Origin of the sequence: Cupriavidus agavae, assembly GCF_004217045.1 — a bacterium.
Lineage (GTDB): Bacteria > Pseudomonadota > Gammaproteobacteria > Burkholderiales > Burkholderiaceae > Cupriavidus > Cupriavidus agavae.
On the sequence record NZ_SGXM01000005.1, the window covers coordinates 182,804 to 209,397 of the forward strand.

The window sequence follows — 26,594 nt, forward strand, 5'->3', positions numbered from 1 at the left end:
TTTTTTTCGTTCCGGAGTTCCCAACCATGACAACGCATACGCGCCGCGGCCTCGCGGCGTCTGCCGTTCTGGCCCTCCTGCTGGCGCTGCCGGCCGTGGCGGGCGCCGCCTCGGCGTCGGCCCCCGGCCCCGATGGCTCGGTCAATACCGAACTGGGCCAGCGCGGCGGGCGTCCCGAGGCGCCCGAGGCGCCGTTCGCCTGCATGCAGGCCGTCAAGGCCAGGCTGCCCCATGCCGACAAGTTCCGCTGGACCGCCAGTACCACGCGCCGCGTGGCCGAGGACGTCTACAGCGTGGTGGGCGCCATCGAATACACCGACCAGGCCGGTCAGGCGCGCAAGGGCGACGCCCAGTGCGACGTGATGCGCGCGCCCGGCAACCAGTTCATCGTGCCGAAAGTCCGGCTGCCGCAGTAAGGCCGAAGCCGGGGCGGGGGACATGACATTTTTGTCATGTCCCCCGATACATGTGGACATCGGCGGGATCGTTTCCTAGTCTTGTGTACGTTGTACACATATCTCAAGGAGACGTTGCATGAACACGGAAGTCACCAACGAACATCGCTGGCTGCAAAAGCTGGTGGGCAAGTGGATGGCCGAGGGCGAGGCCCAGATGGGCCCGGACGCGCCGGCCGAGAAGTGGAAGATTCCCGAGCAGGTCAGCCAGATCGGCGACGTCTGGGTGCAGACGCGTTCCGAGGGCGATTTCCCGGGCTGCGGCCCGGCCACGACGGTGATGACGCTGGGCTACGACCCCGCGCGCAAGCACTTCGTGGGCACCTTCATCGGCTCGATGATGACGCACATGTGGGTCTACGAAGGCGACCTGGAGGCCGATGGCCGCACGCTGACACTACGCGCCGATGGGCCGGCGTTCACGCCCGAGGGCACCGTGGTGGCGGGCAAGATGGCGAAATACCGGGACGTGATCGCGTTCCAGGACGACGACCACCGCACGCTGACCTCGTTCATGCAGGGCGACGACGGCCAGTGGACCCAGATCATGGAGGCGCGCTACCGGCGCGAGAAGTAAAAGCGGGCCGGGCTCAGGCCCGGTCGAGTTCGCTGCTGTTCCACCAGGCTTCCAGCAGTGGCTGGAAGCGGTCGTCAGGCGCCGGCGGGGTGCGCGTGCTCTTGCGCGCCGGCGGCAGTTGCCGCCCGGTCAGCTGGTAGAAGACGGCCGCCGGCGGGGTGCCGGGACCGTAGGGCACATGGTCGATCACGCTCATCTGCCGCGCAGCCTTCAGCGCGCGCGTGGTCTCCTCGGGGGACAACCCGCACGCGTCGGCCAGCGCATCGCGGCGCAGGGGACCCTGCCGCTGCATGCCTTCCATCAGGAGATGTACGCAATCGCGCGTATTCCGTTTCATAGCAGCGCATTGTTCCGCACTGCCTGAGACTTCACAATGACACTTGACAGTTGTTTGCAATCGGTGGCGTCTCAATAACGTCCCACTGTGGCAGCCACGCAAACGGCACCCCCAAAGCGTCGCACGCGGCACATCGCATCACTCCCTCTTGCATCGGACCCGATACTGTATAAACATACAGTATTCGTTAAATTCCTATGCCGGCGAGCCCTTGCGGACCGGCGCCGATGTCACCATGGCTGCGTCCCCGCATGTGCAGCCGTCGCTTCTGGCGGCGGACCATGCGCCCCCTTCTCTTCCCGAGCCCCGCGCGTCCGTGCGCGAACTCGAACATCGCTATCCCGGCCTGTGGCGCGCGGGGCAGCTGGGCCGTGCCGGCCGGCTGCCAGTGTGCCCCACCGGCTACGACGCGCTGACCGCCGAACTGCCCGGCGGCGGCTGGCCGGCGGGGGCGGTGTCCGAGCTGCTGCTGGCGCAGGAGGGCGCGGGCGAGCTGCGCCTGCTGATGCCGGCGCTGCGCACGCTGGCCGCCAGCGGCCGGCGCATCGGTCTGGTCAATCCTCCTTACCTGCCGAACGGTGCCGGGCTGGCGCCCGGGCTGCCCGCGCGCCTGCTCTACTGGGTGCGCCCCACGGCCGCCGCGACCATCGCCTCGCAGCGCACCGACATGCTCTGGGCCGCCGAGCAGATGCTGCGCAGCCAGGCGTTCGGCGCGATGCTGGTGTGGCTGGCCGGCGCCCGGCCCGAGGCGCTGCGGCGCCTGCAGGTGCTGGCGCAGGCCGGCGATACCGTGGTGTGGGTGCTGCGCCCGATGCGCGTGCTGCACGAATCGTCGGCGGCGGTATTGCGGCTGGCGCTGGCGCCCGAACCCGGCAACCAGATGTCGATCGTCTTCCACAAGCGGCGCGGCCCGGTCCGCGATACGCCGCTGCTGCTGCCGCTCGAAGGCATGGCGCACGTGCCGCAACGCACGGGCGTGCCGGCGGTCGCTCCCGTTTCCGCCGCTTCTTCTGCTGTTCCCTCCCATGTTGCCGATGACGTTCTGGATCGCGGTGCACCTGCCGCGCCTGCCGCTGGACGCGCTGCAGCCGAGCTGGCCTGAGCCCGCCGCCGCACCCGCCTCCGGCACCGCCACCGGCACGCTGCACCAGTTGCCCGTGGCGGTGCTGGAGCGCGAGCGCGTGGTGCTGGCCAATGGCCCGGCCATGGCGCTCGGGGTGGGCTACGGCATGCGGCGCGGCGGGGTGCAGGCGCTCTCCGCCGACGTGGTGCAGCTCGAACGCGACCTCGTGGCCGAGGGCGGGCTGGTGACGGCGGTGGCGCTGACGCTGCTCCATTTCACGCCGGGCGTGACGATCGACCCCGAGCCCGAGGCGGCCACGGTGCTGCTCGACGTCACGGCCAGCCTGCGCCTGTTCGGCGGCCATCGCGCGCTGTGCCGCGCCGTGCGCGCCCGCGTGCGGCAACTGGGCACGTTCGCGCAGGTTGGCTGCGGTACCACGGCGCAGGGCGCGGCGTGGCTCGCGCGCCAGCCGGTGCGCAAGACCGCGCGCGGCATCGTCCGGCCGGCGCGCCGCGCGGTGCGGCACGCGCGCATGACCCGGTTGCTGGACCGCCTGCCCGTGGAATGCCTGCACGCACTGGCCGATCCGGAATGGCTCGAAGGTATCGGCTGCCGCACGCTGGGGCAGGTGCGGGCGCTGCCGCGTGCGGGGCTGTCGCGCCGGCTCGGCACCGGGCTGGTGGCACGGCTCGACCAGGCTTACGGCCAGGAACCGGCCGGCTTCGTCTGGTTCGAGGCGCCGCCCGCATTCGCGCAACGGATGGACCTGCCCGGGCGCATCGAATCGGTGGACGGCGTGCTGGCCGGCGCGCAGCGGCTGCTGCTGGCGCTCTCGGGCTGGCTGGCGGCGCATCAGGCCGGGGTCACGCGCTGCGTGCTGGTGCTCGAACACGAGCGCTACCGGCTGGGCGAGGACACCGACAGCACGCCGGTGCCGCTCGCACTGGCGCAGCCGAGCCGCGATGCCGCGCACCTGTCGAAGCTGCTGCGCGAGAAGCTCGACAAGGTGCATTTCCACGCGCCGGCAGGTGGCCTCGGGCTGCGCGTGGAGGCGATGGAAACCTGCGTGCCGCAGAGCGATTCGCTGTTTCCCGATCCGGCCGCCGAGCCGGCCGAACTGGGCCGGCTCATCGACACACTGGTGGCCCGCCTGGGCCGCGACAACGTGCTGCAGCCGCATCCGCTGCCCGATCATCGCCCCGAATGCGCCAACCGCTGGTGCCCCGTGGACGAGCCGCCCGCCCGTATTGCGACGCGCGGGCCGGCCATGGGCCCGCTGCCGCCCGAACGCCCGCTCTGGCTGCTGGAGGCGCCCCGGGCGCTGCGCGTGGAGAAGCATCGCCCCGTGTACCAGGGGCCGCTGGTGATGCTGACGCGGCCCGAGCGCATCGAGGCCGGCTGGTGGGACGGCGGGCTGGCCACGCGCGATTACTTCATTGCCGAGCGCGCCGACGGGCTGCGCTGCTGGGTCTACCGCGAACGCCCGGGCCGTCCCATGCGCGACGGGCAGGAAGACGGCGGCGAATACCGCTGGTTCCTGCACGGCCTGTTCGCCTGAGAACCGGGGAGGATTGCCATGCTGCCCGGATTGTCTGCGCTGCTGCCGTCGCTGCCCGACTATGTCGAGCTGCACTGCATTTCCAATTTCACTTTCCTCGATGGCGCCTCGCACCCGCAGGAGCTGATCGAGCGCGCGTTCCGGCTCGGCTACAGCGGGCTGGCGCTGACCGACGAGTGCTCGGTGGCCGGCACGGCGCGCGCCCACCACGCCATCAAGGTGCTGCGCGAGGAAATGTGGGAAGCCGTCGCGCGCAGCGCGCGGCGGCTGGCGGCCGGGCAGGGGGCCGGGGATATCGACGATGTGGACGAACTCGCGGCCTTCCTGGCCGGGGACGACGAAGACGCGGACGGTGGCGAGGACGGCGACCCGGCCGGTGTCGGCGACGACCCCGACGCCGCCGTCCGCCGCCATGCCATGCTGGAAACGCTGGCCGCCGCGGCCGACGGGTTCAACCTGATCATCGGCAGCCGCTTCACGCTGGCGCCGGCACCGGGCGACCCCACGCCGCCGCTGCGGCTGGTGCTGCTGGCGTGCAACCGCGAAGGCTTCGGCAACCTCTGCGAGTTCATCACGCTGGGCCGCACGCGGGCGCAGAAGGGCAGCTACCTGCTGCATCCGTCCGACCTGGCCGCGCCGCAGCCGGACCAGGCCCACCTGCGCGGCATGCCGGACTGCCTGGCGATCCTGCTGCCCGACTACTGCGCCGATGCCGCCGTGCTGCGCGCGCAGGCACGCTGGTGCCGCGAGGTGTTCGGCGAGCGTGCCTGGATGGCGCTGGAACTGCTGCAGGGCCATGCCGAGGCGCTGCATCGCACACGCCTGGCGGACATCGCGCAGGAGACCGGCGTGCCGCTGGTGGCGGCCGGCGCCGTCAACATGCACGTGCGCTCGCGCAAGCCGCTGGCCGATGTGCTGACCGCGATCCGGCTGCGCCAGCCGCTGCCCCAGTGCGGCATGGCGCTGGCGCCCAACGCCGAGGCCCATCTGCGCATGCGGCAGGTGCTGTCGCGTCTCTACCCGCGCGACGCGCTGGCGCAGACGCTGCGCATCGCCGCGCAGTGCGGTTTTTCGCTCGACACGCTGCGCTACGAGTACCCCGAGGAGATCGTGCCGCCCGGCTACACGCCGATCAGGTATCTGCGCGAGGAAGTGGAGAAGGGCGCGCGGGAGCGTTTTCCGCACGGCATGGAGCCCGAGTGGGAAGCCCAGATCGACGGCGAGCTGGCGCTGATCGAGGAGAAGCACTACGAGCCGTTCTTCCTGACCGTGCACGACATCGTCCGTTTTGCGCGGGACAAGGGCATCCTGTGCCAGGGGCGCGGCTCGGCCGCCAACTCGCTGGTCTGCTACTGCCTGCACATCACCGAGGTCAGTCCCGAGCAGGCCAACCTGCTGTTCGGGCGCTTCCTGTCGCGCGAGCGCGACGAGCCGCCCGACATCGACGTGGATTTCGAGCACCAGCGGCGCGAAGAGGTGATCCAGTACATCTACGACAAGTACGGGCGCCATCGGGCCGCGCTGGCGGCGTCGCTGATCTCGTACCGCTCGCGCAGCGCGCTGCGCGACGTGGGGCGCGCGCTCGGCATCGACCCCAGCGTGGTGGAACAGGTGGTCAAGGGCCAGGCGTGGTGGGATGGCGGCACGGCGTTCATCGAACGGATCTCGCGCTACGGGCTCGACCCCGACTCGCCCGCCGTGCGGCAATGGGCCAGCCTGACCGAACAGCTGCGCGGCTTTCCGCGCCATCTGTCGCAGCACGTGGGCGGCTTCGTGATCGCGCAGCACAAGCTGTCGCGGCTGGTGCCGATCGAGAACGCGGCGATGAAGGACCGCAGCGTGATCCAGTGGGACAAGGACGACCTCGAATCGCTGGGCCTGCTCAAGGTGGACGTGCTGGCGCTGGGCATGCTGACCGCCATCCGCCGCGCGCTGGCGATGATCCCGAACCCGGAGCCCGAGCGCGCCGGCCTGCCCACGCGCATGGAAGACCTGCCCGAGACCGACGACAAGACCTACGACATGATCTGCAAGGCCGATACGGTGGGCGTGTTCCAGATCGAGTCGCGCGCCCAGCAGTCGATGCTGCCGCGCCTGCAGCCGCGCCAGTACTACGACCTCGTGGTGGAGGTGGCCATCGTGCGGCCAGGGCCCATCCAGGGCGGCATGGTGCATCCGTACCTGAAGCGGCGTGAGGACCTGCGCCGCACCGGCAAGCTGCCGACCTACTTCGATGACGTGATCCGGCGCGTGCTGGGCCGCACGCTGGGCATCCCGATCTTCCAGGAGCAGGTGATGCAGCTGGCCATCGACGCGGCCGGTTTTTCGCCGGGGCAGGCCGACCAGCTGCGGCGCTCGATGGCCGCCTGGCGGCGCAAGGGCGGGCTGGAGAAGCACCAGGACGCGCTGATGCGCGGGCTGACGTCGCATGGATATCCCGAGGCCTTCGCGCTCGGCATCTGCCGGCAGGTGGAAGGGTTTGGCGAGTACGGCTTCCCAGAGAGCCATGCGGCCAGCTTTGCCAAGCTCGTCTACGTCAGTTCCTGGATCAAGTGCCATCATCCCGACGCCTTTCTGTGCGCGCTGCTCGACAGCCAGCCGATGGGTTTCTATTCGCCCTCGCAACTGGTGCAGGACGCGCGGCGCCACGGCGTGGAGACGCAACCGGTGGACGTGACGGTCAGCGGCTGGGAAAGCGTGCTGGAGCCGCGTCGGGCGGGGCAGCGCTACCGCGACGTGCGGCTTGGCATGAACCGCGTGAAGGGCATGCGCGAGACGGCCGCGCGGCGCATCGTGGCGGCACGGGATGCGCGGCCGTTCGACAGCGTGGAGGATCTGGCGCGGCGCGCGGGCCTCGACGCGCACGATATCGACGTGCTTGCCGCCGCCGATGCGCTGCGCGAACTGGCCGGCCATCGCCGCCAGGCCCGCTGGCAGGCGCGCGCCGCCTTGGTGCAGACTGCCCACCACGACCTGCTGCACGAGGCGCCCCCGCCCGAGACGGCGCTGGAATTGCCGGCGCCGAAGCTCGGCGAGGACGTGGCCGGCGACTATGCCAGCACCGGCCTCTCGCTGAAATGCCATCCGCTGGCGCTGCTGCGGCGCCGGCTGGCCGCGCTCAAGTACGTCACGGCCGGACAACTGATGCGGCTCGGCAACGGCCGCCGCGTGCGCGCCTGCGGCATCGTCACGGTGCGGCAACGCCCCGGCACGGCCAAGGGCACGATCTTCACGTCGATCGAGGACGAGACCGGTTCGGTCAACGTGATCATCTGGCCGGGGCTGGTCGAAAGCCAGCGCAAGGAAGTGCTCGGCGCCACGCTGCTCGGCGTCATCGGCACGTGGCAGCGGCAGGGCGAGGTGCGGCACCTGGTGGCCGAGGAACTGGTGGACCTGAGCCCCCTGCTGGGCCGGCTGATGGTGAACAGCCGCGATTTCCACTGAACCTGCGCACGCCTGCCGCAGCGCCGCCTTGGCGTATATCGCAGGAAATTGATTTTCGTTTTTTTCCGCGCATCCGTTGCGGATACGCTGAAGCCGCGCTTCCCAGCCGGCCCGAATCGGCATAGCGTTTTTGCCGGCAGGTGAGCACGTTGCGCCCCCGTCTCCTGCGTCAATCGAACACGATGGAAATCGGAGTGGGAACGCATGGCCACGATCGCGGAGGGATTCGCAGCGGCCGGCCAGGGTTTGCGCAGCGCCCTGGCCGGGCATCAATCGTATTTTCTTGAGGTTCTGGGGGCGCCGGCCGCGGCCGGGCTCTCGGTCGTGTCGTTCGAGGCGACCGAGCGGCTGGGTGAGCCCTACACGGTCACCGTGACGGCGACCCACCCGCTCGAGTTGGATCGCGCGGCGTTCCTGCGCCACGACGCCACGTTCCTCATCGCACCGCCGGACGGCGCCGAGCCGCGCACCTTCGGCGGCTGCATCACGGCGTTCTCGAAGACCGGCGAGTCCCGTGACTTCCGTACCTATGTCCTCGAACTGCGGCCGAAGGTGGCACTGCTGACGCTGGCCACGGCCAGCCGCGTGTACCAGAACCAGACGGCGCCGCAGATCATCGAAACCATCCTGCGCCGCCATGGCCTGGAAGGGCAGCAGTTCTCGTTCCGGATACGCCGCAGCTACCCGGAGCACAAGTTCCGGCTTCAGTACCGGATGTCGGACTGGGCCTATATCCGGTTGCTGATGGAGCAGGAGGGCCTGTTCAGCTACTTCGTCCCGGGCAAGTTCAGCCGGGAGTTCGGCGATGTCTTCACGGTGGCCGACGACATCGACCACTACCTCTATCAACCGGCGCTGCACGTGCCGTACCGCGAGACAGCCGGACTGGAAGCGGGCACCGAGACGGTGTTTGTGCTCCGGACCCACGCGCGCACGGTGCCGGAGTCGTTCGTGGCGGCTGACTATCATCCGGAACACGCCTACGAGCGGCTCCGGTCCGACGCCAATATAGCCCGCAAGGAGGCCGGCAACTACGGCCAGCCGTATGTCTTTGGCACCCATCACTTCGACGCTGCCGGCGCGCAGTGGGAGGCGCAACTGCGCCACGAGTCCGCCATGGCCGGGCAGTTGGTCTATGAGGGCGAGAGCAACGTACTGTGCCTGCGCCCGGCCCGCATCCTGCGCACTGACGCCGCACTGCCCGATGCGCCGGACGGACAGGTCGTCACCGAGGTTTTCCATGCCGGCGGGCGAAACCGGGCCTACCGCAACCGATACCGGGCCATTCCGTCCGGCCGGCGCTTCCGCCTGCCGATGGACGAGAGCCAGTGGCCGCGTATCGCCGGCACGCTCAGCGGCCGGATCACCTCGCCGGGCAAGTACGACTACGCCTACCTGACGCGGGCCGGGCACTACGTGGTCCGCTTCGATCTCGATTTCGACGAATGGCCCCGTGGTGCCGAATGCGTGCCGCTCCGGCTGGCCAAGCCGTTCGCCGGGGCGTCGCAGACCGGCTTTCACTTCCCGCTGATCGGCGGGACCGAGGTGGCCATCGCGTTCCACGACGGCAATCCGAACCGTCCCTACATCGCCCATGCCCTGCACAACAGCCAGCATGAGGACCTGGTGACGGGCCGGGACCGCTGGTTGTCGCGCAACGTCATTCGTACGCAGCGCAACAACAAGCTGCGCTTCGAGGACTGGGCCGGGCAGGAAGGTATCAAGCTGTCGACCGAGCACAGCGGCAAGAGCCAACTGAACCTGGGGTGCCTGGTAGACAGCCGCAGGCAGCCGCGCGGCGCGGGGTTCGAGCTGCGCACCGCTGGCTGGGGCGCGCTGCGGGCCGGCAAGGGCGTGCTGATCTCCGCCTACGACCAATCGGGCGCGGGCGGAAACCAGCTGGAAATGGAGCACATCCGTGGTCTGCTCCAGCAGGCGCTGCAGACCAGTGAGGCATTGGCCGAGGCCGCCCGCACCGCCCAGGCCGAAGCCGCCGACTGCCGGCGCCAGCAGGCGCTGCTGAGCGAAACGCTGGAGCAGTTGAAACGTGCTGGCCTGCTGGCCAGCGCCCCGGCCGGCATGGCTCTGGTGTCGGGCGCCGACCTGCAATGCACCGCGCATGAGAACCTGATCGCCACGGCCGGCGGCCATGCCGATGTGAGCGTGCTCAAGCGGTTCACGGTGGCTGCCGGCGAGCGGATCTCGATGTTCGCGCAGAAGCTCGGCATCAAGCTATGCGCGGCCCGGGGCAAGGTGGAAATCCAGGCCCGCAGTGACGAGATGCGGTTGCTGGCGGACCGGAACCTGTTTGTCAGCAGCGCCAACGGGTGCGTGGTGATCGAGGCCAGGGAAGAACTCGTGCTCAAGTGCGGCGGCTCGTACCTGCGCATGTCCGCCACCGGCATCGAGGACGGCACGCGCGGCGAGCGCATCGTCAAGTCCGCTGGATTCTGGCGGCAGGGGCCCAGTTCGATGAGCCAGGAAATGAACCAGGCGGAGCAGGCGGCCTTCCATGACCCCTACGTGCTGCGCAACAGTATTACCAATGCGTTGCTGAAGCACCATCCGTACGAGGTAATCCGCGACGACGGAACGCGCATCCGGGGTGTCAGCGATGAAATGGGCCGCACTTCCGCGCAGAAGAACCTCGATCTGGAACGGGTGACGGTACGGGTGCTGAGGAAGGAGGGGAGCGGCGATGAGTGAACGGCCCGATCTGGCTCCATCGGCCTTTGGAATGGAGGAGGGTCCGGTGATCCTGCCTGCCGGTTTCGACGCGGATGGCGCTCCGGTGGCGCATGCGGTGCTGACGCCGGACAGCGACCGGCGCATCAAGGAGATCCACTGCGACCCGCGCACGCCGATTCCGGTGGTGTTCCTGCCTGGGGTGATGGGGAGCTCGCTCGTCAACAAGGATACCGGCGAAGACATCTGGAATGCCCCGAACATGGACGAGCTGTTCTCGGTCATTGCGGGATTCATCTCCGTGGTGGCGGGTTGGTTCCAGAGTGCAGCGGCACGGTCGGAGCGGTTCGATCCTGTAGCGGCCGTGGTCCATCCGAACGGCCCGCTGATCTCCATCGACGCAGAAAAGCTTGGCTTCGACGCGGCGGAAGCTCGCCGACGCGGCTGGAGCACCGTCCACCGGTGGAGCTATCAGCCGACCCTGGAGTGGCTGCACCTCGCGCTCAACCATCCGATGGAGTATGGCGTGCCAAAGGGCGAGTGGGCCGAAGGGAGTGAAGACGGCGAGGAAACGGCCCTCAAGCCGGTGCTCGGCACCCATCCCTCGGAGTACGGTGGTTTCGGAAAGGGTGAAGCGTTGACGCTCGACTCCGAGGTGTTCAAGACGTTCGTGGGTTACCGCTACCCGGTCTATGCCATCGGCTACAACTTCCTGCAGTCGAACGAACTGTCGGCGCGTGACGTGCTGGATGGGGTGGAGTACGAAGACAAGGACAAGAAGCAGCACCGCATCCTGGGTATCCGGGAGATCTGCCGGGAGAACCGTACCGACAAAGCCATCGTGGTGACCCATTCGATGGGGGGATTGGTGGCGCGTATGGCTTCGGTGTTGTGCGGCGGATCGGAGGACATCCTTGGCGTCATCCACGGCGTGCAGCCTGCTACCGGTGCCCCGGTTTTCGCCAAGCGGTTCCGTACGGGCGCAGAAGGTAACGACTTCAAGAACCGATTGGTCAACCAAAGCCTGATGGGGCGGGATGCGGGCGAGTTCGTGGCCATCGCGAGCTACGCGCAGGGCCCGATGGAGTTGGCGCCGATGCCGGACTATATCGATGGGAAACCGTGGTGGATCGTGGTGGATCGCAAGGGACGCGAGAGGTTGCGGTTGCCTGAATCGACGGCGTTGAATGACCTTTATGTCAGCGAAGCATGGTATGGGCTCTTGCCGGATAAGACGCTGTTGGATCCGGCCAAGGTGGTGGAGAAGTTTCTGAGAGATTCCGGTATTCCGCTCAGTGTGCATGAGTACTACAAGAAAACCATGACGACTGTAGTCGAAAGGCAGGAAGCCCTTTGTGGCGCGTACCATTCGAACACCTACGCGCTTTTTGGAGACGGGGCCATTGACTTGCCAGACAACGAAGGGACTGCTAACGCACGACGATCCGAAATTAGCGAGTCGCCTGCGAACCTCCTGACATTCGGAAAAGTTATTTGGCAGGGCGATATCCCCGAGGAAGTGACAGCGGAAGAATTGAGGTCTGCAGAGCTGATAGAAGACGACCATGAAGGAAAACTGAAGCTGCGAGTTGCGGGGCAGGTCGTCAACCTGATCGTGCGGAACGAGACACGCGCGCTCGATCCTTACAAAGATCGTCTGCGGGACAATGGCATCGTTTCCGGCGACGGCACAGTCCCCGCGTGGTCAGCCGAAGCCCAAGGGCGTGGCCTGATACCCGGTGTCGCTGGCAGCCCAGCACGGGGCGTGCAGATGGTTTTCAGGCAGCAAGGCTACGAGCACCAATTCAGCTTCAAACACCCGTGGTCGCGTTGGGCCACGCTTTACAGTGTTGCTCAGGCTGTGCATCGGATTAAAGGGGGCCACTTGCGATGACGGCTTTCTCCAATTCATTGCGCTTGTCGCGTGTCCTTCTGGCTGTGAGTACAGCGGCATTGTCGGCATGTGCTCAACCATACCTCTCCGAGCCAAGCATGAAAGAAAACCCCGTCATTGCCAACCTGCGTCCCTGGTGCGTCGGACGCCTGGTTTTTGATCGTCCCGCGGAAAGCCGCGTGTACTCCGAGCGGTATGGATACGCCGGCAGTGCCATCGAATTCAAGCCAGACGTCAGTTTGCAGGGCTTCCAGCGCTTGATGGAGGTACGTGAACGGGAACTCAGAGCTCAGAAGCGCACTCGGCTGATACCTTATCGGGAAAAAATCGAGAAGGGGTTGAAATCGATCTTCGTGGAAACTGAAATCCCGTTGCTGCAGTTGATGGCCTCTCCCTCTCCGACATCGCGGATATTCGTTCATAAGAAGGATGCTCACCGCGTTGACGCTGCCTACGAGCAAGAGGGCTATATCCACGTGGGAACAAATCTTCTGACCCTGAAAACGCTAGTCGGAGCAGAGGAGGAACGGATTCTCCGCCGCGACACCGCCTGGTACCGCGAAACCACCCCGCGTGACGACTGGACCGTCCCGACCGGGCGCGGCTTCTGTGTCAAGGGCGCGCTCATCGGCGGTGCGCCGGTCAGCACGGAGTCGCTCACGCAAGCCTCCACGCTGCCTTCGGACGGACCTGCGGCCTTGATCATCAAGATGCGCAGCTCGCTGGATATCGACCAGCAGGTATCTCTGGTCAAGTCGTTGCCCGATCTACGCAGGCGGCTGGAGGGTGGTGGCCTGTTCGGCAAGGTGCGCATCCTGCGCTCCGGGAAGCGGCAGTTCGCCGGCATGGAAGCCGAAGAAGTGTTGCTGGCGACGCGGGAGAGCGGCGTGGAGCTGTTTCGCTTTTATTTGATCGCACCGGGGGTGGAAGGCGATCGTGCGCGGCCCTATACCGAAGTTCAGATGCAGCTGGGCAGCAAGCCGCGTGACGATTTTCCGCCTGCGCAGGCCACGTCGGCTGTCGATGAGGCCGGCGCCCTGCAAGCCTGGGACATCCTGCTCGGCAGTTTCCGACTGCGGCCGGGGGCGCTCTGACATGGCGGTTGATTTCTCGCTGCTGCCTGCGGAGGAAGTGTTCAAGGGCAAGCGGCCGTCGCCGTGGTTCTGGAGCATGGCGTTCGTCGTCATGGTGGCGACGGGCGTGGCCTGGATATGTCTTGCCTGGCCGGACGACCTGCCGACGGATACCCTGAGATTCTGGGCGACCGTGACCATCTTTCCGGTGCTCATCCCGGCGTTTATCGTGTTGCGCCGGTATGCCTGGTATGAGGGCGGCAGGGAGCGGGTCGAGCTTCACAACGAGGCGGTGCGCCAATACAACGAGTGGGTGTTCAGCGCGGCGAGTATCCCGCTGGCGTTGCTGGGCGCGGCGTACCGGGTGTCGGCGGAGCCGGGCGAGAATGCGGCCACCGGCATCCGGCACGGCGCGCTGGTACTCAGGACGCGGGTGCCGCGCGCAGTCGGGGCCGAACCGGTCCGGGCCAGGTGGCTTGAGGTTGCCGGCATGCCAACGCGGACCGATCATGTCGATGCCGACCGTCATCGCGCCCGCCACGTCACGGCGTGGCTGTTCGACGAACTGGTGGGCGAACTGTCGTCGCGCATCGCGGCGTTGCCGGCCTCGCTGCCGCTGCACGTGCATCTGGCAGTGGCCAACGGGCTGGCGCCGGAAGAGAACCGGGCGCTGTGGACGCAACGTTCGGAACTCCTGCTGTCCCGGAGCCTGATGCTGGCCGACGACGCGGCGCCGGTCGATCTGTTCGGGCTCGACGGATGGCTGGATCGCCTGCTCGCGGACAAGGATCAGCACGCCAGACTCGTGGTGGCGGTGCAGTTGCAACCCTTGCTGAAGGGCTCGCCCGCGCCGGGGATGGCGGAAGCCGGGGCTGCCGTGTTGCTGCTGCCCGATGGCGTGGCGCGGCAGCGCGGTATACCTCGCCGCGCCAGCCTCCATCGTCCCGTACGCAGCCGGGCGGAGCAGGCGCAGGAGTCTTTTTCGACGGCGCTGCGCTGGGCGCCGGCCTCGTCAGGAAAGATCGCCGGGGTCTGGCACGCCGGCCTCGATGCCACGCCGGCTGGAGCATTGCGCACCGCCATCGTGAAGGCGGAACTCGATGCGCTGCCCACGGACCTGGATCAGACGGTGGGCGATGCAGGGGTCGCGGCGCCCTGGCTGGCGCTCGCCTGTGCCGCGGCGACGCTTGCGGAAGCCGGGCATCAGGTCATCGCGGTCGGACGGGAGGAACAGATCGACTGCGCCGTGCTCGCCGGTACGAATGCGCAGTAAAGCGAGCGGTCAGGCCGCCAGAGCGGGCAGGGCGAAGCGGGGGCCGGCCGCGCGGCGGGCGTCGGCCAGCGCGGCCTTGGCGGCGGCGGCGTCGCGGCCCAGGCGCAGCAGGCCCGGTAGCTGGGTGGGGGCCTTGAGCAGGCCGAGCACGATGGCGCGCACGTCGGTGCTGCCGTCGTCGGCCATGCCGGCCACGGCCAGCGGCGGCACGGCGCGGTCGGCGGCATCGATCACCACGCGCAGTGCGGCGAACGGAATGCCGTGCGTGTGGGCGATGCGGGCGGCGATATGCGATTCCATGTCGACGGCCAGCGCACCGTGGGCCTCGTGCAGCGCCTGCTTGTCGGCCACGGTCGTGACGGGCCCGTCGGACCCTGCCAGCAGGCCGCTGACCGCGTTCGGCAGCGCGCGCCGCAGCGCGGCGGTCCAGTAGGGCGAGGTGCTGAACGACTGCGCGCCGCTGCGCACGGCCGTGCCGACGATCACCGTGCCGGGCGGCAGCGTGGGATCGAGCCCGCCTGCCACGCCGAAGCTGATCAGCCCGGCGCAGCCCTGCATGAGCCGGATGTCGAGCGCGCGGGCCAGCATCACGTCGCGGTGCCCGTACATCGGCTCCACGCCATCGCCGGCCGCGATGCGTGCCTCGAAATCCATCCCGCTGAGTGCCACGACGAGCGGCTGCGCGGTGGACATGGCGCTCACAGGCCCCACGCCACGGCGTGATTGCCGTCGCGCAACAGGTTGCGCAAGCGTGCCAGCGCCCACAGCGGGAAGAACCGCGCGTAGCCGTGATAGCGCAGGTAGAACACGCGCGGGAAGCCCACGGCGGTAAATTCCGGTTCGTCCCAGAGGCCATGGCTGGCCTGGGTGCGCAGCAGGTAGTCCACGCCGCGTGCAATGGCCGGATGGTGGCCCGCGCCAGCGGCCATCATGCCGAGCATGGCCCAGGCGGTCTGCGACGGGGTGCTCGGTGCCGGCTCGTAGCCGCGATAGTCGAGCTTGTAGCTGTCGCCCGATTCGCCCCAGCCGCCGTCGGCGTTCTGGATCGATGCGAGCCATGCGGCGGCGCGCTGCATTTCCGGGGCGTCGGCGCCGATGCCGGCCGCGTTGAGGCCGCACAGCGCGCTCCACGTGCCATAGATATAGTTGGTGCCCCAGCGGCCGAACCAGCTGCCGTCGGCCTCCTGCTCGTCAAGTACGTAGCGCAGCGCGCGCGCGGCCGGCTCGCTATTGGCGGGCATCTGGCCGAGCTGGCACAGCATGGCCAGGCAGCGCGCCGAGACGTCCGTGGTGGGCGGATCGAGCAGCGCGCCGTGATCGGCGAACGGGATGTTGTTCAGGTACAGGTGGGTGTTCTCGGGCTCGAAGGCGCCCCAGCCGCCGTTGCTGCTCTGCATGCCGATGACCCATTCGCAGGCGCGGGCGATGGCCGGCGTATAGCGGTTCGAGCACTCGCCACGATCGGCGCGGTCCATCGCGGCGGCCACCACGGCGGTGTCGTCCACGTCGGGGTAGTGCGGGTTGGCGTACTGGAAGGCCCAGCCGCCGGGGCGCACCTCGGGCCGGCGCACGGTCCAGTCGCCGCGCAGTTCCAGTTCCTGGAGCGGCACGAGCCAGTCCAGCCCGCGCGTGGCGGCGGCGATGGCGCGCGGCTCGCCCACTTCCAGCAGGGCGTGGCTGGCCAGCGAGGTATCCCAGACCGGCGAAAGGCAGGGCTGGCAATAGGCTTCGTCGTCGCGCACCACCAGCAGCTTGTCGATGGACCTGCGCGCCGTGGCCCGGTCCGGATCGCTCTCGGGCACGCCGAGTACGTCGAACATCAGGACGGCATTGACCATGGCCGGGAAGATCGCGCCGAGGCCATCCTCGCCATTGAGCCGTTCCACCGTGAAGGCGCGGGCCCTTGCAATGGCACGCTCGCGCATGCGGCGCGGGAACAGCGGCTCGGCCACGCGGACCACGGCGTCGAGCGCGCGGAACACGCCAACCCAGAGCGGGCTCTGGTGCGGGGCGCGCGGTGGCAGCCGGGTGGACTGGGCCGGACGCACGAACAATTCGTCGATGCCGACCTGGCGCGGATTGCGGGCCCGCGGCCGCAGGCTGTTCAGCACCAGCAGCGGTACCACCACCGTGCGGGCCCAGTAAGACACCTTCGACAGGTGGAACGGGAACCACTGCGGCAGCAGCATGATCTCCACGGGCATCATCGGCACGGCCTGCCACGGCATCACGCCGTAGAGCGCCAGCAACGTGCGTGTGAAGACGTTGCTGGCCTCGGCGCCGCCCATCGCGTGGATCGCGGCGCGCGCCCGGCGCATGTGCGCGGCCTCGGGGTCGTCCCCGGCCATCTTGAGCGCGAAATACGCCTTGACGCTGGCGCTGATGTCCGAGGCGCCGGCGTGGAACAGCGGCCAGCCGCCATCTTCGGCCTGGATGCGGCGCAGGTAGCGGGCAATCCGGCCTTCGAGCACCGGGTCCGGGGTCTCGCCCAGGTAGTGCACCATCAGGATGTATTCGGCCGGGATCGTGGCGTCGGCCTCGAGCTCGTAGACCCAGTGGCCATCGGCGCGCTGCTGGGCCAGCAAGGCGTCAACCGCGTGCGCAATGCCGGCGTCCAGCGGATCGGGCAGGGCCGGGGCGGCGGGCGGAACGTGGCGGGGAGCGCTGGCTTGCAGCGTGTCGTCCCGGGAAATTTGGATCGTTGCAGCCTGGTTCATCAAGTCTCGGGGGCGCTTCTTTCTTGGCGATGCCGCGGCGCGGGCCGCAGGCATCGGCGACAAACGGGGGTCAGCCGATGGCGTGCCGCAGCACGATCCAGGCGAGCCTGGCCTTGGGCACGCGCACGCGTACGCGCGGCGACTGCCATCCGCGCGCCAGCAGGCGCGTCAGGATCTCGTGATAGACGTCATACATGATGCGCGGCGAGCGCACCACGCGCGACGGGCAACGCGCCATGACCGATGCGGCGGCATCGTAGTGCGCCTGGGCGTCGCGGGCGATGGTCCGGCAGACCTGGTCGATGGCCGGATGGTCGATGACCTGCCCGGGCGTGCCAACCGGGATGCCGGCCGCCGCCAGGCCCTCGGCGGGCAGGTAGAGCCGGCCGATACCGGCGTCCTCGTCGAGGTCGCGCAGGATATTGGTCAGTTGCAGCGCGCGGCCCAGGTGGTGCGCCAGCTCGATGCCCGGACGCTCCTCGATCCCGAACACGCGCACCGCCAGGCGGCCCACGGCGCTGGCCACGCGGTCGCAGTAAAGGTCCAGCGTGGCGGCATCGGGTGCGACGATGGTGGCCACCACGTCCATGATCATGCCGTCGATCACCGCTTCGAAATCGGCCTGCTGCAGGCCAAAGCTGCGGATCTGCTCGTCCAGTCCGCGCAGCGCGGCAGGCGGCTGGCCCGCGTAGCAGGCGGCAATGTCGGTGCGCCAGTCTTCCAGCGCCGCGAGGCGGTCGGCGTGCTGGGTGTCGCCATCGGCAATATCGTCCACGGCGCGGCAGAACGCGTAGATCTCGAACATGGCCTGCCGCTGCGAAGGCGGCAGGATGCGCATGGCGGTATGGAACGAACTACCGGAAGACACGGCAGGTCTGGCCAACTGGCCAGGCGTTGCGATTTCAGTACCGGCCACGGTTTTTCCTCGGCGCGCTAGATGTCAGGCTCATGGGGTGCGGCTTCCGGCCTGGTTTCGGGTTTTGAGTCGGGCGATTATAGCAACTTGGAGGGGGTGGTGTTTTGTGACGCAAGATCAACTTTTGTCATGGCGTCGCCAGGCCGCGCCGTGCGCGCGCCGGCGTGGCGACGCGCAGGGGAGTATCGAACTGTTGCGCCAAATCGTTGCGCCGGTCGGGCGATACGCCGAAATGCCGGGCATTTTCTGCCAGGATAACCGTGCGAATTTGTAAAAGCCGCTGCTTTGATGTGTCACCGGAATAAATCGACCGGCCAGTCGGAAAACATCACCTCTTGATATTATCTTTTCGCAGAAAGCAGAAAGCCCCGCCGTAGCGGGGCTTCCCAGGCCAGATACTCGGCCCGCAGAACCTGGCTCAGATAGCCTGGATCTTCGTGGCTTGCTCGCCCTTCTGGCCCATGGCCTTGACGTAGCGAACCTTCTGGCCTTCCTTCAGCGACTTGAAGCCATTGCCTTCAATTGCCGAGAAATGCGCGAACAGGTCGTTGCCGCCTGCGTCCGGGGTGATGAAGCCGAAGCCCTTGGCGTCGTTGAACCACTTAACGGTACCGGTTTCCATATTTCTATCCAACCTAGAATTTCAGATGAGCGTAATTGCCCGCCAAAGCATGTTGCCCACTACGAACCGGAGCAATAACAGCTACAGGCCGGTGCACATGCGAGCAGCCATTCTGCCGGTTTTTTCCGGCGTGTCAATCGGACTTAGCCCCTAACGGTGTTTCGGCATCCAAACACCAGATATTAGAGTTTTCTACATCAAATCGGGATTTGTCTGACATCAGATTGGAAGATGGGGTGATATGACATACGTGAATGCATATCCCCGATATCGGTAGTCCGTACGATTCCGGTGGGATGCGATGGGCGATCCTGCGCTGCCTGCCACAAACGTCGCCATCCGTGCTTACTCCATATGGACTATGGCTACCGATGGATGATGCCGGGACAATACAGGTTAAAACATTATCCGGCGGCCAGTGTCACCAGCCAGCCGGGAACGGGGTGCCAGGCGCCCATGGCCAATACGGGGAAATCCAAGATGCCGTTTCAAACCTGACGGGCGCCGTTGCGTCCGGCCGCAATGCCTTCCAGTGTGTCAGTTTCCTGTGCCGCGGGGTCCGGCATGATGGCCTGCGTCCGTGACGGGGCTGTGACGCGCGCCCGCCGGCACCATTTCGGCACAATTTTTGACATTCTTTTCGAATCGAATGGCCTAGCATCCGACCTGCCTGTGAACTAGTAAAAACGCTAGTTCGAATGGCGGCGCGGCATAATGCGAGGCGCCGTTTGCCGAGACGGAGCCAAACGGGTCCGACGGACGCGCAAAGCATGACCGCGCGCCGATCCAGAACAAAAGAAGCGGGTATCAGCCAGTGAAGCGATTGCAGCGATCTATCCGGGGGCTTTTCCAGAAGGTGGGTTCCGATGTGCCGAGGCGTTCGTTCGCTCGCGGCTGCCGTCATGTCCTGCTGGGCGTAGGGGTGGTGGCGATGCTGGGCGGCATCGTGCTGGGCACGCTGACGCCATCGGCGGAAGCGCTTGCCCAGGTGCCGCAGGGTGCCAACCAGCCGGTTCCCGCCACGCTCAACGTGGCATTCCACTATGGCGCGAAGCCGCCCGTCGACCAGCTCCAGGCGTTCGACGTGGCCGTGGTGGAGCCCGACAGCGGGTTCGACCCGCGCACCGCGAAGACCCCGAACACCGCCTGGTTCGCCTATGTGAGCCTGGGCGAGGTGCTTCCCGGACGCGCCTACTTCAACGATATTCCCAAGGACTGGCTGACCGGCAGCAATGACGCCTGGAATGCCCGCGTGGTGGACCAGTCCGCCGCCGGGTGGCCGGCGTTCTATGTCGACCGGGTGATCAAGCCGCTGTGGGAGCGTGGCTACCGCGGCTTCTTCCTCGACACGATGGACTCGTACCATCTCGTCGCCAAGAACGACGCCGCCCGCGCCGCCCAGGAAGACGGCATGGTGCGCGTGCTGCAGGCCATCAAGGCGCGCTACCCCGAGGCAAAGCTGCTGTTCAACCGCGGTTTCGAGATCCTGCCGAAGGTGCACGGCCTGGCCTATGGCGTGGTCTTCGAATCGCTGTTCCGGGGCTGGAACCAGGCGCAGGGCGCCTATACAGAGGTCAACCCGCAGGACCGCGAGTGGCTGCTGAACCAGGCCCGCATCGTGCGCGAGCAGTACCGCCTGCCCGTGGTCTCGATCGACTACTGCCCCCCGTCTGACCGCGTCTGCCAGCGCGATACCGCGCGCCGGATCCGCGCGCTGGGGATCACGCCGTACGTCACCGATTCGGGCCTGCAGACCGTGGGCATCGGCCAGATCGAGGTCATGCCGCGCCGCGTGCTGGTGGTGCAGGAGCGCCGGGGCGACGAACTGATCGATGACAGCGTGGGCGTGCGCTTTGTCTCGATGCCGCTGAACTACCTTGGCTACCGCGTGGAGTTCGCCGAGACGCGCGACGCGCTGCCCGAGATCACGCCCGACCGCTACGCGGGCGTGGTGGTCTGGGCCAACGGCAATTTCACGCAGAACCCGGGGCGCTTCTACGAATGGGTGGAGAAGCGGATCGGGCAGGGCATTCCCGTGGCGTTCATGAACGGCTTTGGCGCCCAGCCGAGCGGCTCCGTGGCGCGCATGCTGAAGCTGAAGACGGTCAAGGGCCGCGCCGCCGGGGCCGTGCAGATCGTCTCGCAGGACAAGATGATGGGCTTCGAGCAGCCCGTGGCGCCTGACCGCAGCCAGGCCGTGCCGATCCAGGTGCAGGCGGACGCGGCCGATACCCGCTCGCTGCTGCGCCTGCGCTCGGGCGACCTGACCTACGACGCCGCGGCCATCATGCCGTGGGGCGGCTTTGTCACGGCGCCGTACGCGGTACGCACCAATTCGGCCAACGACCAGGACCGCTGGGTGGTGCAGCCGCTCGATTTCCTGCGCCAGGCCCTGCGCCTGCCGCAGATGCCGGTGCCCGACACCACCACCGAGAGCGGCCGCCGGCTGCTGACCATCCATATCGACGGCGACGGGTTTGCCTCGAAGGCCGAGATTCCGGGCGGCGGGTACTCCGGCGAGGTGCTGTTCCGAGAGATCCTGGACCGCTACCGCCTGCCCACCACGATGTCCGTGATCGAGGGCGAGACCGGCAAGGCCGGCATGTATCCGAAGCTGTCGCCGGAGCTGGAGCCCATCGCGCGCAAGATCTTCGCCCAGCCCTATATCGAGGTTGCCAGCCACACGTACTCGCACCCGTTCGAATGGCAGCGCACCGTGGCCGACCAGTCCAGCAGCGCGCGGACCGTGGAGGGCGACGAGGACTACCATCTGAAGATTCCGGGCTACAAGATGGACCTGAACCGCGAGATCGGCGGGTCGATCGACTACATCAACCGCGTGCTGTCGCCGAACAAGCCCGTGAAGATGCTGCTGTGGCCCGGCGACTGCCAGGCCCCGCCCGAGGCGCTCAAGCTGACCGAGGCCGCCGGCGTGCTGAACATGAACGGCGGCGACACGATGATCACGCGCAGCAATCCCACGTGGACTGCCATCGCGCCGCTGGGCATCCACAAGGCCAACAACACGTTCCAGGTGTTCGCCACGAACCAGAACGAGAATATCTACACCAACCTCTGGCACGGCCCGTACTACGGCTTCGAGCGGCTGGTGGAGACGTGGGAGCTGACCGAGAAGCCGTACCGCTTCAAGGCCATGAACATCTACTACCACAGCTATTCGGGCACCAAGGTAGCGTCGCTCAAGGCGCTGCGCACGGTGTACGACTACGCGCTGAAGCAGCCGGTGATGCCGATCCACTCCACCGACTACGTGCGCAAGGTGATCGACTGGCAGGATTTCGCGGTGGCCCGCGAGATCGGCGACGGCGCCCCCGGCGCCCCGGCCAGCGGCGCGTGGGTGGTGCGTGGCGACGGCAACCTGCGCAACCTGCGCTGGACCGGCGCGGGCGTGCCCGATGTATCCACCGCACGCGGCGTGACCGGCTCGTCGCCGGCGCCGGGCGGCGGTGTCTACGTGCACCTGTCGGGCGGCGACGCGCGCTTCAGCATCGTGCCGGCCGCCACGCGCGCCGTGCCCGAGCTGCCCGAGGCCAACGGCCTGGTGCGCGACTGGCGCCGCGACGGCAACGTCACGCGCTTCACGTTCGCCGGCTACTACAAGCCTTTCTTCCGGCTCGCCAACGCCGGCCAGTGCAGTGTCACGCTCGACGGCAAGCCGGTGCACGGCGTGCGCGAGAACAATACGCTGCGTTTCGATACCCAAGCGGTGATGGATCCGATCAATGTCCAGCAACAAGTCGAAGTCCGCTGCGGCGCCTGAGCGCGAGCGGCTCTTGCCGCCGGCGCTGGTCCTGACCTTCACCGCGATGGTGGGGGTGGGCCTGGCGCTGATGTTCCCGCGCGAAACGCTGCGCGAACGCCTGCTCGGGCAGGGCCGCACCGTCGATGGCCTGACGGTGGCCTACCTCGAGGCCTGGTCGCGCGTGGCGCCCAACGACACGAGCTTCATGAGCGTGCTGGCCGAACAGTATGCCCGCAGCGGCCGGCTCGATGACGCCGAGGCCATGCTCGAACGCATGCTGGCGGTGCAGGGCCAGGACCTGACCGGCCAGATCCTGCGCACGAAGATCGAGATCACGCAGCAGCGCGCCTACGCGGCCCAGCCCGACACGCCCGAGCGCGCCGAGCGCCTGGCCCATATGAAGGACCTGCTGCGCCAGGCCACGGCCGCCGACGCCATGAAGCGCTGGACGCTGGCGGACCTGCAGGCGCTGGCCACGCAAGCGCGCCAGATCGGCGACGCCGATGCCGCCAACGTGCTGTATCGCACGCTGGCCCAGCGTGACGCCGCCAAGGCCGATTTCTACAACCGCCAGCTGGCCACCATCGCGCTGGCCGGCGGCAACTACCGCGATTCGGCGCAGGCGCTGTTCGACGCCCAGTCGCGCGCCAAGAACCTGTACGAGCAGCGCACGATGTACCTGCAGGCGCTGCAGACGCTGCAGGCCGGCAACCTGCTGGACGAGGCGCTGGTGCAGGCCGAGCGCCACGGCGGCAAGCTGCTCGACGATGCCGAGGTGCTGCGCTTCCTGACGCGCCTGGCACTGGCGGCCAACCGGCCCGACATCGCGGCGAAGTACGTGGAGCGGCTGCTGAAGCTGTCGGCGGCGGTCAGGCCGTCCGGCGCCGCGCAGATCGCGCTGGCCGAACTGCGCAACGATGCGGCGCGCGCTGAAGTGCGCAAGGTGTCCGACACCGAACCCTGGCTGGCGCGCGGCTATGTCTTCCTCGACGGCCCGCGTGGCGTGGCCCGCCGCGAGCAGATGGGCGGGTTCGGCGTGCGCCACGTGCAGGCCAGCGTGCCGGCAGCGGCCGCCGCCGCGCCCAGGCTGGCGCCCGGCAACCCGACGCAGGCCGAGGCGCAGGCCGCCGCCAAGGCCGAGGTGGCCGAAGCCGTGGCGGCCGGCAAATCGTTCAACCCGGACGACTACGACCTGGCCTACCGCGTGTTCCTGGCCGCCGGCAAGCTCGACCAGGCGCAGAACGTGGCGCAGACCGCCGTGCAGAAGCTGCCGGGCGACCTGGTCTGGCGCGAGCGCCTGGCGCAGGTGGCGGAGTGGAACCGCCAGCCCACCATCGCGCTGCAGAGCTGGCTGCAATACGCCCAGGCCACCAACGACGAGCGGGCCTGGAACAACGTGATGCGCCTGGCGCCGGGCCTCAACGATGACCGCGCCTACCTGGCCGCGCTGCGCCATCGCGCGTCGGGCGGCAACCTGAAGACCATCGACGAGGTGGTGGCGGCCTACGAGCGCCTGGGCGAGCCCGAGGCGGGCATGGCCTTCCTCGACACGCTGGCCGGCGGCCCCAACGGCCGCCAGGTGATGGAGCGCAACGCCGAGCTGGCCGAGCGCGCTGGCCGCGACGACCGCGCCTTCGAACTGTACGGGCAGCTGGAAAAGCGCTTCGGCGCACGTCCGCTGTACGCGCTCAAGCGCGCCAACCTGCTCTACGTGAAGGGCAGGCTGCAGCCGGCCATGGACGCCATGCTGCCGGCGCGCCGCAACGCCGGTCCGAAGGACCTGCTGTACTGGCGCACGTTCACCGAGCTGGCCCGCCTGACGCAGCGCGAGGATCTGCTGCGCGACGGTTATCGCCAGATGATGTTCGCCATGGCGGACACGCACGACGACCACTGCATGCAGATGCCGGAAGGTCCCGCGCGCAACGACTGCATGGACGAGGTGCGCGACACCGAGGAAGCCGATTTCTCGAACCTGATCCAGTACTACGACCGCGCCCCGATCGACGCCGGCCGGATCGCCGAGGCTGGCTGGCGCAAGAACGGCAAGCTCGACCAGCTGCAACTGGCCGTCTACTACTACACCCGCGCCCATGCCTACCTGCGTATCGAGCGGTTGCTGGCCGGCCTGACGCCGGAGCAGAAGCGCGAGGCCGAAGGCTCGGCCGCGTTCCTGATGCGCCGCGCCGAATACTGGCGCCTGACCGGCGACCGCGAGCGCTCGCTGGCCGACCTGCGCCACGCCGTGAGCCGCCCCGACGCCGACAGCGAGACCTACGCCGCGCTGCTCTGGGCACTGGTCGACATGGGCACCGACAGCGAAGTGCGCGCGGTAATGCAGCGCCTGAAGCCCGAGGCCGAGGAAGATCCGAGCCTGTGGGGCGCCTACGCCGCCGGTGCGATGCGCTTCCAGGACGGCCGCACCGCCTTGCACTACCTGCGCAAGATGCAGACCGGCAAGAGCGCCGACCCGCTGTGGCTGGGCCTGACCGCCGACGCCTACGAGGCCATCGGCCAGACGTCGATGGCCTGGCGCATCCGCAAGCAGGCGTGGATCGACCTCCATCACCAGTGGTCGACCTCCGGCATGCTGGGCGCCGAGACGCGCCAGGCCGATGCCGAGGACGACGACCGGATCGACGGCGAGGAGGAAGACGGCCTGGGTGGTCCGTCGCGCGCCGACCTGCGCCGCCAGACCGTGGCGCTGGGCCAGGTGTTTGCCTCGGGCGACGTGTCGCGCAGCCTCGTGATCGAGATGCTGCGGCGCGACCGCGCCGAAGTGGCCGCGCGCCGCACCGTGCCCGGCGACCCGAAATCGCCGTCGCAACTGGGCAACGTACCGGGCCTGCCGGCGCTGGAAGTGGCCCCGCCCGTCGCACTGACCGAACGCGAACGCCTGCGCCAGACCCAGATCTCGGCGGCCAGCCGCGAGGTGGCGCTGGCCTGGGCCATGTCGTCGGAATCGAACGAACTGGCCCGCTCGTGGCTGGCGCGCCAGTACGTGAACCGGCTGCAGCGCCCGGCGTACGCCGAGATCACGATCGCGCTCGACAGCAACGACATGAACGCGCTGGACCGGATCATGGATCGGCAGGCGGGCCGCGTGCCCGTGGCGAGCCAGATCGAGGCCAACCGCCAGCTGGACCGCCTGTCGGCGGCGCAGACCCAGGCGTTCGAGACGCAGGACCGCGCCCGCACCGACGATGTACTGCAACAGTCGCTTGAAGATGCGCTGCTGTTCAACGCGCAGGCCATCGAGCCGCGCGCCACGTTCATCCGCCAGAAGCCGCTGGAGTTCTACGAGTACAGCCTGGCTGGCGGCGCGCGGCTCTGGGACGGCTTCGCGCTGGGCCTGCGCGGCGTGTTCCGCGACCAGCGCTCGCTCGATCCCACCCAGATGGTGGGCGTGCCGGGCACCGACCGCCGCGCCGAGCTGATGCTGGCGTACCGCGACACGCAGAAGAACTGGCTGCTGGGCGTGGGCCGCCGCGACGGCCTGGAGAGCTTCACCACGGCGCGCCTGACCGGCAACTGGAACCTCGACGGCCGCGTGCAGTACACCGGCACGATCGGCTACAACCAGCCGGCCGACGAATCGGCGCAGTTGCGCGTGGGCGGCATGAAGGACGTGGCCGAACTGGGCGCCACGTGGCGGCTGGGGCTGCGCGAGTACATCAGCGGCCGGGTGCAGTACAACCATTTCTACGGCCAGGACCGCACGGCGCTGGGCCACGGCATGGTCTACGACCTGGAAGCCGGCTACCGCATCCGCACGCAGTATCCGGACTACACGGTGCGCATCGTCGGCACGCGCGGCATCTACAGCGCCAACGGGGGCACGCTGTCGCCCACGCTGCAGCGCCTGATGCCGCCGGACGATGACGAGACCAACCCGACGTTCTACATGCCGCGCAGCTTCACGCAGGCCGGTCTGCTGTTCAGCTTCGGCACCGACCTGATCGATGACTACACCCGCAAGTGGCGGCCGTTCATGGAAGCCGGCGCACTGTACGACTCGCGCGCCAAGCACAATTTCCGTGGACAGTTGGGCGTGGCCGGGTCGGTGTTCGGCAACGACCACATGGCGGTGTACGTCTCGCACGACACGGCGTCGCGCGTGAACGGGGCGCCGGTGACCGAAGTCGGCCTGCGCTACCGCTGGCTCTATTGATTTGCTGTTGAACGTTTAACGAAATTCAAGGTAACGAGGGGATCGA

16 protein-coding genes are annotated in these 26,594 nt (G+C 68.0%); 11 read left to right on the forward strand and 5 right to left on the reverse strand.

The features are described 5' to 3' along the window. Positions 1–26 precede the first annotated feature (26 nt). Together EV147_RS18490 and EV147_RS18495 are read left to right on the forward strand one after the other, a co-directional pair. Positions 27–416 carry a DUF2880 domain-containing protein gene (locus EV147_RS18490; protein ID WP_130392694.1) on the forward strand — a complete coding sequence of 130 codons (390 nt, stop codon included), beginning with the start codon at positions 27–29 and terminating at the stop codon, positions 414–416. A gap of 118 nt (positions 417–534) precedes the next feature. Next, positions 535–1,032, forward strand: coding sequence for a DUF1579 domain-containing protein (locus tag EV147_RS18495; protein ID WP_130392695.1), 498 nt, complete (start codon positions 535–537; stop codon positions 1,030–1,032). Positions 1,033–1,045: 13 nt separating this feature from the next. Here the strand turns inward: EV147_RS18495 and EV147_RS18500 are convergent, their stop codons facing one another. Beyond that, positions 1,046–1,369: a helix-turn-helix domain-containing protein gene (locus EV147_RS18500; protein ID WP_130392696.1), complete on the reverse strand. Its 324-nt coding sequence runs from the start codon at positions 1,367–1,369 to the stop codon at positions 1,046–1,048. Between the two features lie 235 nt (positions 1,370–1,604). On the opposite strand from EV147_RS18500, the gene imuA reads away from it, so the two are divergent. The 7 genes from imuA (at position 1,605) to EV147_RS18535 (ending at position 14,359) form a co-directional block, all read left to right on the forward strand. Then, entirely contained in the window at positions 1,605–2,471 is an 867-nt protein-coding gene (gene imuA, locus EV147_RS18505) for a translesion DNA synthesis-associated protein ImuA (RefSeq protein ID WP_130392697.1), read from the forward strand. Further along, the gene (locus EV147_RS18510; protein WP_130392698.1) at positions 2,404–3,990 is read left to right on the forward strand and encodes a Y-family DNA polymerase; all 1,587 of its coding nucleotides are present in this window, start codon (positions 2,404–2,406) and stop codon (positions 3,988–3,990) included. Before imuA ends, EV147_RS18510 begins: the two co-directional genes overlap by 68 nt. Positions 3,991–4,008: 18 nt before the next feature. Beyond that, on the forward strand, positions 4,009–7,434 hold the full coding sequence (locus EV147_RS18515) for an error-prone DNA polymerase (RefSeq protein ID WP_130392699.1): 3,426 nt from the start codon (positions 4,009–4,011) through the stop codon (positions 7,432–7,434). A 204-nt stretch (positions 7,435–7,638) separates the two neighbouring features. Continuing rightward, positions 7,639–10,140 (forward strand): type VI secretion system Vgr family protein, encoded by a 2,502-nt coding sequence (locus tag EV147_RS18520; RefSeq protein WP_130392700.1) that lies wholly within the window; start codon positions 7,639–7,641, stop codon positions 10,138–10,140. Beyond that, on the forward strand, positions 10,133–12,013 hold the full coding sequence (locus EV147_RS18525; protein ID WP_130392701.1) for an esterase/lipase family protein: 1,881 nt from the start codon (positions 10,133–10,135) through the stop codon (positions 12,011–12,013). Before EV147_RS18520 ends, EV147_RS18525 begins: the two co-directional genes overlap by 8 nt. A gap of 98 nt (positions 12,014–12,111) precedes the next feature. Beyond that, positions 12,112–13,107: a T6SS immunity protein Tli4 family protein gene (locus tag EV147_RS18530; RefSeq protein ID WP_130392702.1), complete on the forward strand. Its 996-nt coding sequence runs from the start codon at positions 12,112–12,114 to the stop codon at positions 13,105–13,107. Between the two features lies 1 nt (position 13,108). Continuing rightward, positions 13,109–14,359 carry a hypothetical protein gene (locus tag EV147_RS18535; RefSeq protein ID WP_130392703.1) on the forward strand — a complete coding sequence of 417 codons (1,251 nt, stop codon included), beginning with the start codon at positions 13,109–13,111 and terminating at the stop codon, positions 14,357–14,359. Positions 14,360–14,368: 9 nt separating this feature from the next. Here EV147_RS18535 and EV147_RS18540 read toward each other — a convergent pair whose 3' ends face one another. The 4 genes from EV147_RS18540 to EV147_RS18555 all read right to left on the reverse strand — a co-directional run bounded on the left by EV147_RS18540 (position 14,369) and on the right by EV147_RS18555 (position 18,614). After that, on the reverse strand, positions 14,369–15,052 hold the full coding sequence (locus EV147_RS18540; protein WP_130392704.1) for a phosphorylase: 684 nt from the start codon (positions 15,050–15,052) through the stop codon (positions 14,369–14,371). 5 nt (positions 15,053–15,057) lie between these two features. Then, complete coding sequence (gene shc / locus EV147_RS18545) at positions 15,058–17,076, reverse strand: squalene--hopene cyclase (protein ID WP_130392705.1); 2,019 nt, start codon at positions 17,074–17,076, stop codon at positions 15,058–15,060. Between the two features lie 70 nt (positions 17,077–17,146). Continuing rightward, positions 17,147–17,992, reverse strand: coding sequence for a presqualene diphosphate synthase HpnD (hpnD, locus tag EV147_RS18550; RefSeq protein WP_130392706.1), 846 nt, complete (start codon positions 17,990–17,992; stop codon positions 17,147–17,149). A 418-nt stretch (positions 17,993–18,410) separates the two neighbouring features. Beyond that, positions 18,411–18,614, reverse strand: coding sequence for a cold-shock protein (locus EV147_RS18555; protein ID WP_008650922.1), 204 nt, complete (start codon positions 18,612–18,614; stop codon positions 18,411–18,413). Positions 18,615–19,545: 931 nt separating this feature from the next. Here EV147_RS18555 and EV147_RS18560 point away from each other — a divergent pair. Next, on the forward strand, positions 19,546–22,395 hold the full coding sequence (locus tag EV147_RS18560) for a bifunctional glycoside hydrolase 114/ polysaccharide deacetylase family protein (protein ID WP_130392786.1): 2,850 nt from the start codon (positions 19,546–19,548) through the stop codon (positions 22,393–22,395). Further along, positions 22,358–26,548 carry a tetratricopeptide repeat protein gene (locus EV147_RS18565; protein ID WP_130392707.1) on the forward strand — a complete coding sequence of 1,397 codons (4,191 nt, stop codon included), beginning with the start codon at positions 22,358–22,360 and terminating at the stop codon, positions 26,546–26,548. Before EV147_RS18560 ends, EV147_RS18565 begins: the two co-directional genes overlap by 38 nt. The last annotated feature ends 46 nt before the right edge of the window (positions 26,549–26,594 follow it).

Coding starts and splice junctions, on each gene's coding strand:
- EV147_RS18490 (WP_130392694.1), top strand. CDS start 27: ATGACAACGCATACGCGCCGCGGCCTCGCGGCGTCTGCCGTTCTGGCC.
- EV147_RS18495 (WP_130392695.1), top strand. CDS start 535: ATGAACACGGAAGTCACCAACGAACATCGCTGGCTGCAAAAGCTGGTG.
- EV147_RS18500 (WP_130392696.1), bottom strand. CDS start 1,369: ATGAAACGGAATACGCGCGATTGCGTACATCTCCTGATGGAAGGCATG.
- imuA (WP_130392697.1), top strand. CDS start 1,605: ATGGCTGCGTCCCCGCATGTGCAGCCGTCGCTTCTGGCGGCGGACCAT.
- EV147_RS18510 (WP_130392698.1), top strand. CDS start 2,404: ATGACGTTCTGGATCGCGGTGCACCTGCCGCGCCTGCCGCTGGACGCG.
- EV147_RS18515 (WP_130392699.1), top strand. CDS start 4,009: ATGCTGCCCGGATTGTCTGCGCTGCTGCCGTCGCTGCCCGACTATGTC.
- EV147_RS18520 (WP_130392700.1), top strand. CDS start 7,639: ATGGCCACGATCGCGGAGGGATTCGCAGCGGCCGGCCAGGGTTTGCGC.
- EV147_RS18525 (WP_130392701.1), top strand. CDS start 10,133: ATGAGTGAACGGCCCGATCTGGCTCCATCGGCCTTTGGAATGGAGGAG.
- EV147_RS18530 (WP_130392702.1), top strand. CDS start 12,112: ATGAAAGAAAACCCCGTCATTGCCAACCTGCGTCCCTGGTGCGTCGGA.
- EV147_RS18535 (WP_130392703.1), top strand. CDS start 13,109: ATGGCGGTTGATTTCTCGCTGCTGCCTGCGGAGGAAGTGTTCAAGGGC.
- EV147_RS18540 (WP_130392704.1), bottom strand. CDS start 15,052: ATGTCCACCGCGCAGCCGCTCGTCGTGGCACTCAGCGGGATGGATTTC.
- shc (WP_130392705.1), bottom strand. CDS start 17,076: ATGAACCAGGCTGCAACGATCCAAATTTCCCGGGACGACACGCTGCAA.
- EV147_RS18555 (WP_008650922.1), bottom strand. CDS start 18,614: ATGGAAACCGGTACCGTTAAGTGGTTCAACGACGCCAAGGGCTTCGGC.
- EV147_RS18560 (WP_130392786.1), top strand. CDS start 19,546: ATGCTGGGCGGCATCGTGCTGGGCACGCTGACGCCATCGGCGGAAGCG.
- EV147_RS18565 (WP_130392707.1), top strand. CDS start 22,358: ATGTCCAGCAACAAGTCGAAGTCCGCTGCGGCGCCTGAGCGCGAGCGG.